General features: G+C 39.6%; 1 protein-coding gene. It reads right to left on the bottom strand.

The window, feature by feature from the left end:
• Positions 1 to 265: sensor histidine kinase (locus L9G74_RS20930; RefSeq protein ID WP_238898681.1), on the bottom strand; the 265-nt coding region annotated here is incomplete at both ends.

Below are 265 nucleotides of genomic sequence, written 5' to 3' on the forward strand. Positions count from 1 at the left end.
TCCCAACGTATAACAGGCTTTAAATTTTTGGGAATAGGCAGACTAAAACAAAATTCACTGCCTTGCCCCTTTTTACTTCTTACACTTATTTCGCCGCCCATTTGTTGCACAAGCTGCTTAACTATAGCCAAACCAATCCCTGTCCCCTCTTCTTTTGTACCTTCCACTCGGTAAAACGGAACAAATATATTGTGATATTCTTCGACTGAAAAACCAACCCCCGTATCAACAATATGAACAAATTGATCGTCTCCTTCCAAATAAC

Origin of the sequence: Shewanella electrica (assembly GCF_022321485.1) — a bacterium.
Lineage (GTDB): Bacteria > Pseudomonadota > Gammaproteobacteria > Enterobacterales > Shewanellaceae > Shewanella > Shewanella electrica.